4 protein-coding genes and 1 pseudogene are annotated in these 11,357 nt (G+C 43.1%); 3 read left to right on the top strand and 2 right to left on the bottom strand.

The genetic code is table 11. The features are described 5' to 3' along the window. Positions 1 to 27: 27 nt before the first annotated feature. Together N5O98_RS09785 and N5O98_RS09780 are read left to right on the top strand one after the other, a co-directional pair. Positions 28 to 1,974 carry a glycoside hydrolase family 97 protein gene (locus N5O98_RS09785; RefSeq protein ID WP_004309668.1) on the top strand — a complete coding sequence of 649 codons (1,947 nt, stop codon included), beginning with the start codon at positions 28 to 30 and terminating at the stop codon, positions 1,972 to 1,974. A gap of 208 nt (positions 1,975 to 2,182) precedes the next feature. After that, positions 2,183 to 3,043, top strand: coding sequence for a TonB family protein (locus N5O98_RS09780; protein WP_004299723.1), 861 nt, complete (start codon positions 2,183 to 2,185; stop codon positions 3,041 to 3,043). 804 nt (positions 3,044 to 3,847) lie between these two features. On the opposite strand, the pseudogene N5O98_RS09775 reads toward N5O98_RS09780, so the two are convergent. Both N5O98_RS09775 and N5O98_RS09770 read right to left on the bottom strand, forming a co-directional pair. Beyond that, positions 3,848 to 6,328, bottom strand: a pseudogene (locus N5O98_RS09775) (glycoside hydrolase family 31 protein). Positions 6,329 to 6,410: 82 nt separating this feature from the next. After that, entirely contained in the window at positions 6,411 to 9,002 is a 2,592-nt protein-coding gene (locus N5O98_RS09770) for a helix-turn-helix domain-containing protein (RefSeq protein WP_004322204.1), read from the bottom strand. 205 nt (positions 9,003 to 9,207) lie between these two features. Between N5O98_RS09770 and N5O98_RS09765 the strand changes: the two genes are divergently transcribed. Then, positions 9,208 to 11,208: a DUF2264 domain-containing protein gene (locus tag N5O98_RS09765; RefSeq protein ID WP_004309675.1), complete on the top strand. Its 2,001-nt coding sequence runs from the start codon at positions 9,208 to 9,210 to the stop codon at positions 11,206 to 11,208. The last annotated feature ends 149 nt before the right edge of the window (positions 11,209 to 11,357 follow it).

Below are 11,357 nucleotides of genomic sequence, written 5' to 3'. Positions count from 1 at the left end.
AGTGAAGATAATAACGATATAAATAATATGAAGAAGATAATAAGTACCCTGCTGGCTAGTTGCTGTCTGACTTCTCTGATAGCACAGGAAGTGGTAGTGAAAGGGCCGGATGAAAAACTGCAATTGATTGTATCTGCTTCTCCAGCCGAAAAGCCGAGTTATTCGATTACCTACAATGGAAAGGCAATGTTGGAGAAATCTCCTTTGGGTATGAATACGAATATCGGTGACTTTGCAAAAGGGATGAAACTGACAGGACACGCTGTTACTCCGATCGATACTGTCTATCATCAGGATCGTATTAAAACCTCCAAAGTGCATTATCAGGCAAACGAACTGATTTGTAATTTTGAGAATCCGAAAGGGCAGAAAATAGATGTAGTCTTTCGTGTCAGCAATCACGATGTAGCTTTCCGCTATACTCTTCCGCGTCAGGATGGAAAAGGAAGTGTAACGGTAACTGCCGAAGAAACCGGCTTTCGCTTTCCGCAACAGACAACTACTTTCTTATGTCCGCAAAGCGATGCCATGATAGGTTGGAAGCGTACAAAGCCCAGTTATGAGGAAGAGTACAAAGCAGATGCTCCCATGAGTGACCGTTCACAGTACGGGCATGGTTACACGTTCCCTTGTCTGTTCCGTATCGGTGATGATGGTTGGGTGTTAGTCAGCGAAACGGGTGTAGACAGTCGTTACTGCGGTTCTCGTTTGAGCGATGTAAGCGAAGGTAATCTGTATACGGTTGCTTTCCCGATGGCAGCAGAAAATAACGGTAACGGCACTTCTGCTCCGGCATTTGCCCTTCCCGGTGCTACTCCCTGGCGTACCATAACTGTTGGCGAAACCTTGAAACCTATTGTGGAAACAACCGTTATCTGGGATGTCGTACGTCCTCTTTATGAAACGAAGCATGACTACCGTTTCGGACGCGGCACATGGAGCTGGATTCTCTGGCAGGATGGTAGTATTAACTATGACGATCAGGTGCGCTATATTGATTTTGCAGCTGCAATGGGGTATGAGTATGCCTTGATCGATAACTGGTGGGATACGAACATCGGCCGTGACCGCATGAAATCTTTGATAGAATACGCACGAAGCAAAGGAGTTGAACTCTTCTTATGGTATAGCTCTTCCGGCTATTGGAATGATATTGAGCAGGGGCCGGTGAATCACATGGACAATGCTATTATCCGCAAACGTGAAATGAAATGGTTGCAAAGTCTTGGAGTGAAAGGAATCAAAGTTGATTTCTTTGGTGGCGACAAGCAGGAAACGATGCGCCTGTATGAAGATATTTTGAGTGATGCTGACGACCACGGTCTGATGGTAATCTTCCACGGTTGCACCATCCCTCGCGGATGGGAACGTATGTACCCGAACTATGTAGGCAGCGAGGCTGTACTGGCCTCCGAAAATATGGTTTTCGGCCAGCACTTCTGTGATGAAGAGGCTTTCAATGCCTGTCTGCATCCGTTTATCCGCAACGCGGTGGGTTGCATGGAATTCGGTGGTTGTTTCCTGAACAAACGGCTGAATCGCAACAATGACGGAGGAACTACCCGCCGTACTACTGATATATTTCAATTAGCCACTACCGTATTATTCCAGAATCCGGTACAGAATTTTGCGCTTGCTCCCAACAACCTGAAAGATGTTTCCCCTGTTTGTGTGGACTATATGAAAACGGTTCCTACCACGTGGGATGAAACACGTTTCATTGACGGATATCCGGGAAAATATGTGGTCTTGGCACGTCGCCACGGTGACACCTGGTATCTGGCTGCTGTGAATGCCGGGAAAGAAATCGTAAAGTTGAAACTGGATTTAGATATGTTTGCCGGAAAAATCGTTTCTCTGTATAAGGATGATAAAAAAGGAGAACCTCAACTTGTGACGTTGAAAGTAAAAGAAAGCGGAAAAGTGCAACTGGAAATCCTTCCACAGGGAGGTGTTGTATTGGTGAACAACTAGATGATATTTCTTTTGGATGTGAGTTCGGGATAAATACCCTTATCCCGAACTCACATTTTTATTTGTTATTTACTTGTGGCTTGGTGGCAACAGTATTTATTGTGCAATAAATAACTGCTGTGTATGAGGAAAATAAACGATTTTTTTGTTGGTCTTTTAGCGTAAAGATGTTATCTTCGTTTATTGTTCAACCTTAAAACGGAAAACCATGCATACAAAACTAGTAAGTCTTTTCATAGCGTTGTTTCTGTGTTTGCCATTGTTTGCACAGAAAGAGTCAGTCCCCAGAATAGATAGTGAGGGAGTTTATTTAATTCCCGATGAGATGCCGAAGTTTCCGGGAGGCATGCAAGCCATGATGAAATACTTGGCAACTAACGTAAAATACCCTGTCGAAGCCCAGAAGAAAGGAGTTTCCGGTCGGGTGATTATCCAGTTCGTAGTGATGGAAGATGGAACACCGGGACAGGGAAAGGTAGTGAGAGGAGTTGATCCGCTGTTGGATGAAGAGGCTTTGCGCGTGGTGAAAACAATGCCTAAATGGTCACCCGGAATGGCGGATGGCAAGGCTGTCAAAGTGCGTTTCACTATTCCTGTAATGTTTAGCCTGTCGAAAAAGCAAAATGGCAATACTCCGAATATGAATATTCCTGAACTTACTGTCCCTAGCGGTCAGGAAGTCACTAATAAGAGTCTGGAGGGAGTATGGCAAAGCTGTCTTGTGCAGCCCGGTGCACATGATTTTCGGATTGCATTATTACCGGTCTTAAAAGTAATTTCTGCCGATAAAACATTTATAAACATCATGACACGTGGCAGGGATGCGAAATCGAATGCCATTATATTTTCCCAGGGAGAGTATCGTTTGCCTTCAGACAGCGTGTATGTCGAGATATTGGGAAAATCGTCCGATCCTGTTTTCGTTCCGGGAACAGAGAATGAAATTAGTGTTGAACGTCTCCACGACAATCTGATTAAGTTATCGTTCTCAATGCCCGATAAAGAAAAACGATGGGTGGAGTATTGGTTCCGTGTTCCGTCGCCTGATGTGAAGATAATGGCTGATTGATAATTTCTCTCTGTATAGATTTGCCATTGTTGAAGGAAGAGTACATTCGTTTTAGAAGACTTATTTGAAACGATAGTTCCCGGAAAGTTCCGTTTTGAATCGTTGCGGGATCTTATGGAAATTCAAGAAAATACCCTTCACCTTTCACAATGCCCTATTCATCGGCATTAGCGGGTGAAGGGTAGGCTTTCACTTTCCTTTCACCTTTCTACCCTGGTTTTCACAGATTGTCTAGTCTGCTAAATCTTTTATCTATAGTTGGCAGAAGAAGTGTTAGCAGATAGCTTCCAGACTATTATAGGAAAACTTCTTTTCTATAAGGGATAAACTTCCTTTGTATAGGAACCAAACTTTCTTTGCATCATAAGAAAACTATAAATGCAAGCTTTGATTATATAAATGAAACTTGCATTTATATAATCAAAGCTTTTGTTTTTATAAACGCAACTTGCAATTATAGATTGCATTTAATGAAAAACAAGTTTACATACTGGTAATAAGAAGTTTACTAGTAATCAAAAGAAAGTTTGTTATTAATGAAAAAGAAGTTAGTTAGTAATGAGTGGGAAACAGGTTAGATATGTTTTTAGAAGTAACAGGTGGAGAAGAATTATACAGGGTTAAGAAAACGGAGGGTGAAAGGCGGATGAAAGAGCAGCCTTCACCCGCTAATGCCGATGAATAGGGCATTGTGAAGGGTGAAGGCTGTACTTGTAAAATTGAAAAACAGGTGTTAGAGGGAAATTTACCGATTGGTTACTGTTTATTTCCCCAGTGTGAGATGGTGGGAATAAAGTTGAAACTTTATAATTTTACGTCTACTCTCTTTCCCCTATAAGAAACAGATTGATCGAATGTCGTAGCATCACCGTCACCACAACCTTTTCCCGGTTCTACAATGATAATGTTGAATTTACGATTTTTCAGCATTCCTTTGTAGTTACCTTGCCGGTCGTTAATCGTCAGGGTACGGTCTTTATCATTCCATTTCATGGCAATGGTAGTGTATGCTCCCTTTTCGTAATTGTAGTTGTCGAACTCATCTTCGTAAAGAGTAAATTCAGCGTCGGCGCCCGGATAAATGCGAAGTGTCAGATTATCCCATTTCTTTTCGGTGGAATATTGTACAGCCGGTCCCCAGGGTAGGATAGAACCAGCACGGACATAGACAGGCATGATGTCGATAGGCACTTCACGCTGGATGGTTTGTCCGCCTTTCAGGCTTTTCCCGGTCCAGAAATCAATCCATTGGGCACCTGCGGGTAGATAAACATCTGTCTTTCCTATCTTATTCATATTCTTCTGATAGCCGTTCTGTTTGTCGTCCTGCCATGTATAAAGCGAATCAGTTACGGGGCGGACAAGGAAATTACGGCCAAACATATACTCTGTATCCATCTCGAGTACTTTCTTATCTTTAGGAAAATCCATCATGAGTGGTCGGATGATACTGCCCGCTTTGTTGGTAACTTCCCATGAAGTGCTGTAGAGATAGGGCAAAAGGCGATAGCGCAGGTGAGTATATTTTTCGAGTGCGTCATAAGCCCAGTCTCCTTTCTTGCCAAACTGGTATATTTCCACAGCTACCGGACTGGAATTGTGTGAACGCATGATCGGCTGGAATGCTCCCCACTGATACCAGCGCACGTGCAATTCATGATAAGCGATATTGTGTACATTATTGTTATATTTCCGTGCGAAGAAGCCGCCTAGGTCGGTATTCCAGTATGGTATGCCGCATAGTGAGTAATTTAGTCCTGCCGCCAGTTGTTTCTTCATCACTTCCCAGGTAGAGACTACATCACCGCTCCATGAATGTGACGCATAACGTTGCTGTCCTAGGAAAGACGAACGTGTGAGCAGGAATACCCGCTTGTCGGAAGTGGTAGCACGTTGATGTTCGTATACACCCTTGTTGGACATCAAAGGGAAAGCGTTGTGCACTCTGCGGAATGAACCTAGATAAGTGGGGGTGTCGAAATCTTTGTCCTTGATTTCCAGATGATCCGGCTCGGTAGAGTCGAGCCACCAACCATCCATACCGAGATCGAAGATGTTCTTTTTCATTTCTGCCCAATACATATCGCGTGCTGTCGGATTGAACGGGTCGTAAGGTTTTACTCCGGCTTTGGGAGGCCATGTCTCGAAGTGAAGCAATGCTTTCAGGCTATCCATTTTCTGGTACATCTCTGTCCACGGACCGAACGAGGCCCATACTGAAATCATGGTATGTGCATTCTGTTTATGTACATAGTCGATCATTTCTTTCGGACTTTTGATGCGTGGCGTTCCATAATTAGCATTTCTGTCTTCTCCGTTCGGGAGGAATTTCATGTATTCCGGATCACCCATTTTGTTGATATAGCGTGGGTTTTGGAATTTCATCGAGTTCCAGTTTTCGTTGCATCCCCAATATTGCCAGTCTTGGATGATACCGTCCAAAGGTACTTTCAGTTCACGGTACTTATCTACTACTTCGCAGAGTTCGTCCGGACTTTTATAGCGTTCGCGGCATTGCCAGAATCCCAGTGTCCAGAGCGGATAGAGCGGGGCCTGACCGGTCAGCTCGCGCACTCCGGCTATTACACCGTCCGCATTGCCGCCGTAAATGAAATAATAATCAGCGCAATCGCCTACTTCCGAGTCGAACGACATCTCTTGCGGATTGTCGAGGAAAGTAGTAGGAGAGTAATTATCCCAATAAAGGGCATATCCCTTGACGGAATGAATGAATGGAATGCAGATACTCATATTTTGATTGCGGAGAAACAGTTTCTAATTGCGTTGGTTCACTTTACCCGTCTGCTGCTGTCCCAAACCGTAGATTACTTCGTCTTTATCCAGCAAAAAGGCCTGGCGGACATTGAAAGACGGAACACCTGCATCATTGAAAGGAGTGAATTGTGTTCCGTAATCCTTGTCCGTCAACAGACGTTGCCCGGACGAATCGAAAAAATGGATACCACCAGTCTCCGGGTTCACTTCCACTTGGATAAGACGGCTGCTTAATGTCACATTTTTCCCCTTTTCACCGAAAGAAACAGGAGTCGACTCGGGCGTTTTGACAATGACCAGACTTTCTTTATTGCAAGATTTCTGACTGGGCGTCTTATAAACCCTGACAATGGAGGGTGAATAAAACTCTACGTTGACATCCATCCCCTGTGTGGCACACTTGATGCCTTGTGAGGTACGCTGTACATTTTGTGCTGTACCATTGCCTGCTGCAACCATTGTTGCACATACAAGCAAGAAACCGGCTTTTCTAATAAGATTCATTTTCATGGTTTTTAAGTACTTTATGATGCAGCAAAAGTAGGGCAGAGGCAAGCAAAACGGACAACAATCAGGTTGAAACAAACAGTAATCACGTTGATTCCTTCGCTTTTTCGGCATATTCTGACGGGCGGCATCCATACATTTCCTGAAAACATTTGCTTAAATAACTGGAACTGCTAAAACCTGTGTGTTCCGCAATTTCTGTAATACTTAGCTTGCCCTCTGTTATCAGTTGTGCTGCCCGTTGCAGACGAATGTTACGGATAAAGAGGCTGGGAGACTGATCGAGCATAGTCACCAGTTTGCGGTATAATCCCGTTCGCTCCATACAGAGGTCGCGGCTTAGTTGCTCCACCGAATAGCCATTGACGTGCAGATTCTGTTCCACCAGTTTGATGGCTTGTGCCAGAAATGCAGATTCTTCTGTGTCCTGTTGCTGATGGTCGGGAGACGTTTCTTCTATGCCACAGGTTAGAGAATTATTTTGTTCGATCAGGTTGCGGATACGGAGTAATAGAATCTCTTCTTTATGCTTGCGTTCCATTTCCTTTCTGCTCCAATAGATATACAATCGGCTACCGGTGAAAGCAATCAGTAATAAAATGACTGCATACAGGATATAAGCCGTGGTTGTTTTCCACCACGGTGCATGGATGGTTAATTTTATTGCTGTCACTTTGCCGTTCCACTGAAGAGGATTGTCCGAGGCCATGACTTTGAATGTATAATCTCCCGGTGGTAAATTGGTGTAAACAGCTTGAAGAAGACCTTTCCCTACAGTCGCATTTCCCTGTCTTCCTGCAAATGTACTCATCCATTGCGGGTCGATACCTTCCAGTTGATAACGGTAGTATGTGCGTTCATGATTGATATAATTCAATGCCGAAAATTCGAAAGTCAGGAAGTTTTGGTTATAGTCCAGTTCGATTTCGGTTGTATAAGGAGCAGCCTTGGACAGGATGATGCGGTTGCCATATTCTTTTCCAGTATTCACTTTCTCTCCATACAAGCGTAAGGCTGTGAAAACCGGCGGATCAGGAAGCATCGGATGAATGGAGTCCTTGTCGGGATGGAATATGCTAAAGCCATCAATACCACCCAGATAGAGAGTACCGTCGGAAGAACTGAATACGGCATCTTTTATGTATTCGCCGTCCAAAGCACCGTCCAACTGATTGAACCGGGTGAAACTGATGTTCTTATTCTCCGGATTTATGTGGATGCGTGTGACACCGTTACTGGTCGTTACCCAGATGTCTCGATATTTGTCCTCAATAATGCCCTGGATAAAGTTATTGCTCAATCCGTTTTCACGATAGAAGATACGTGGGGCAGAGTCGTTTTCGCTGGTAAAAAGTTCCAGTCCGTCAGGAGTTCCTGCCCATGTCCAGCCGCGTGTGTCGGTATATAATGTATTGTATACTTTATTTCTGAAATGATGGTTCTTGTTGGGGGGCAACCGATTCAGGATTTCAGGAGAATTTGTAGGGATAGCTGCCGGCTTCAATACATGGGATTTCTGCTCATTGACTGTCAGTCGATAAATTCGGGAATGAGCTTTCAGATAGATATTTCCATCTTTATCTTCGGCGAAAGATTCAATATTGATTTCTTCTTCCGGGGAGACGGGAAATGCATTGCGACCTATATGAGTCAGTTTATGCATGGACGGGTGATGATATAATAAACCCCGATTGAAAGTTCCGAGCCATAACCCTCCTTGTCGGTCTTGAAAGACAGTGCTGATTTCGGTAGAGACAATCTGTCCGTTTCCGGTTTCCAATAGGGGGATGTATTTTTGTGTTCCTGTGTGGAGGTCAATCATCCAAAACCCGTGAATGCAACTGATATAGGCTTTCTCACCATTAGGGGTAATGATAAGGGTGTTGAGAGTATAGTTCTGTTCGAAGAGTTTTTTCCATGTGCGCTTGTGGCTATTGAAATAGAATAAACCGCCTTTACGCCCGTTGCGTAGTTGATAGAAGCCGTCTGCACTTTTGACGACGAGAGAAGTATTTTGATATTCAGCCTGTTCGGATGCAGGATAAGCGGCTATATTGTATACAGTTTTTTGGTCGGCTATGTGGTAACAGGACACTTCGCCTGTGTCATAGAATAAATATAGGGAGGTACTGTCGGCATTCAGGTCCTGCAATTTTCCGGAATACTTGCCGGGCAAGGTTATACGGGTCTTGTTGTTTAATTCCAGTAATTCGTTAGCTATGAGTAGCCAGATGTGTCCTGAATCGTCTACAAAAAGGTCTTCTACGGGGGCTTGTATCTCTCTGTTCTTAAAGTAAGCATCTAAATCAGGAATGTATTCCTCTCTGTACAGGTCAATGCACATCAGTTTGTGAGTATCTTTAATCCATAACAGAGAATCCCCACTCTGGTAAATGCGGTAATGCCCGTTATATTGGTTTAATGGATATACGTATTCCGTGGTGCGGTGAAGATAGCTGAAATGTACTCCGTCGTATAAATTTACATTACCGCTGGTGGTGAATACCATTCTTCCATCGGGCAACTGGAGGATATAACGTATTTGGTTATCACTCAATCCTTGCGACGCATTGATGGTGGTGAACAGGAATTCACCGGCATATATGAACGGTGTCATCCTGAAACAGAAAAATAAGCAGAGCAGAATCCGTATGTTTCTCAAACTATTGGTAGTCATGGCTATGTTTCAAGATTACAAAGATAAAAAAAGTCGGCTTATGAAGCACGACTTTTCTATCTGTTAAGGGCAGTTATTTATCATTCAGCTGAAAAAAGTGGCATTTTGACTTAAATTTGGGCTTTTATGAATGATATTCAGACGAATGTTTGTATATAAAGCTTTACTTTTGCGATGAATCTGACATTATAAACATATCATTACCATGAAAGCAAGATTTGCATTATTTTTATTGTTTGCTATTTTATCATTAAAACTCTCTGTGGTCTTTGCGCAGGAAAACATATTCACCGTCCGGCAGCCGGATTATCAGAAAAGCCCTTATACGGGAATGACTCGTCAGCACTGGATACAGGCGGGCGAGTATTTATTAAAAGGTGCATTTAACTATATACATACATTAGACGATCAAATGTATTTTCCGAAACAGCTGGATAAAACATATCCGAGAAATACGGGAGAAATTCCGGTAGCGAAGCTGGAAGGTCTGGCACGAACTCTATTTGTAGCTGCCCCTCTTTTGAAAGATAATCCAGAACTGGAGATGAACGGGATAAAAGTGGCAGACTATTATCGTTATCAACTGATAAATATCTCTAACCCTGAAAGTAAAAGTTATATTCCGCATCGTACGGGAGGTCCCAGTCAGACATTGTTGGAACTGGGCTCTTTAGCAATCTCGATGAAAGCTGCGCAGGAAGTGTTATGGAATCCTCTGACTAAGAAACAGAAAGATTCACTGGCTGCTACCATGTTGAGTTATGGAGAGGGACCGACTATTGGTTCCAACTGGATGTTTTTCAATGTCTTTATCTTGAGTTTTCTGAAAGATCAGGGATATGCCGTGAATGAAAGCTATCTGGAGTCGAACCTGCAAAAACTTCTCGCACGCTATCGGGGCGAAGGCTGGTACAATGACGCTCCGGCTTATGACTATTATAGTGCGTGGGCTTATCAGACTTACGGACCTATTTGGGCGGAAATGTTCGGGAAGAAACAATACCCTCAATATGCAAGGCAGTTTATGGAAAATCAGCATGACATGGTTGATAATTATCCATTTCTGTTCAGCCGTGATGGCAGGATGAATATGTGGGGACGGAGTATTTGTTATCGTTTTGCCGTTACTGCTCCTTTGTCTTTGTATGAATATGACAAAAGTGGTAATGTGAATTATGGATGGATGAGAAGGATAGCTTCTTCTACGTTGTTGCAATTTTTAGAACGTCCGGAATTTCTGGAAGATGGTGTTCCGACAATGGGTTTCTACGGACCTTTTGCTCCTGCTGTTCAGATTTATAGTTGCCGGGGTAGTGTTTATTGGTGCGGAAAAGCTTTTCTTAGTTTGTTGTTGCCGGAAAACTCTAACTATTGGTCGGCTACAGAGAATAACGGTCCTTGGGAGAAAGAACTGAAAAAAGGGGAAGTGTATAATAAGTTCCAGCAGGGAACTAATCTATTGATAACCAATTACCCGAATTGTGGCGGATCTGAAATGCATTCATGGTGTCATGAGACTGTGGCAAAAGATTGGCAGAAATTCCGCAGTACCGAAAATTATAATAAACTGGCTTACCATACAGAGTTCCCCTGGATGGCAGATGGGAAGAATGGGGAGATTTCCATGAATTATGGAACAAGGAATAAAAAAGGGGAATGGGAAGTGTTGCGGTTGTATACGTTCAAAAGTTTCGAAAATGGAATTTATCGTCGTGACGCTGTGCTCGAAACGGATAGCACTGTGAAGTATCAGTTGGCGGATATTCCTCTGCCGGATGGAATTCTGCGGGTAGATAAGGTGACTGTTTCAGAACCGGCGGAGATTTGTTTGGGACATTATTCCCTGCCTCGTCTGGATTCCGATATAAAGGAAACATGTTGCAAGGTGGGTAAACAGAATATTCCGGTACTCTCTAACGGAAAATATGAATTGGCAATGATACCATTGACAGGTTGGGAGAAAACATATACGGTATATCCGGAGGGAGTGCATCCTGTAAGTGAGAAATGTGCATTAAATATGGTTTCCGATCAGTTATCCGGTGAAAAAATATATGTGACACTTCAATTATGGAAGAAGAATGAGAAAAGAGGTTTTACTTCAAAAGAGCTGACACCGGTGAAATCTGTCCATGTGTCAGAGGATAAGAAACAGGTGACGGTTTGTTTATCAAACGGTGAAATAAAAACTATTTCGTTTGAGTAATGAATCCCATTCAAGTAACTGATATTTAATCTTGAGTTCAACTTATAAATGCAACTTTTTGGGTGCGGATAATAAGCAATAAAAACATTTATTTTTCAGAGAGGAAAGAGAGACAATGTCCCCCTTTCTCTCACTCTGAATGGATAAAG

Origin of the sequence: Bacteroides sp. LFL-34 (genome assembly GCF_027257075.1) — a bacterium.
GTDB lineage: Bacteria > Bacteroidota > Bacteroidia > Bacteroidales > Bacteroidaceae > Bacteroides > Bacteroides ovatus.
The sequence above is the reverse complement of the archived record's forward strand: the minus strand, read 5'-3'. Positions and strand labels throughout refer to the sequence as shown.

What these genes read in the sequence shown, in the direction of transcription:
- N5O98_RS09780 (WP_004299723.1), top strand. Translation starts at nt 2,183, where the DNA reads ATGCATACAAAACTAGTAAGTCTTTTCATAGCGTTGTTTCTGTGTTTG.
- N5O98_RS09785 (WP_004309668.1), top strand. Translation starts at nt 28, where the DNA reads ATGAAGAAGATAATAAGTACCCTGCTGGCTAGTTGCTGTCTGACTTCT.
- N5O98_RS09765 (WP_004309675.1), top strand. Translation starts at nt 9,208, where the DNA reads ATGAAAGCAAGATTTGCATTATTTTTATTGTTTGCTATTTTATCATTA.
- N5O98_RS09770 (WP_004322204.1), bottom strand. Translation starts at nt 9,002, where the DNA reads ATGACTACCAATAGTTTGAGAAACATACGGATTCTGCTCTGCTTATTT.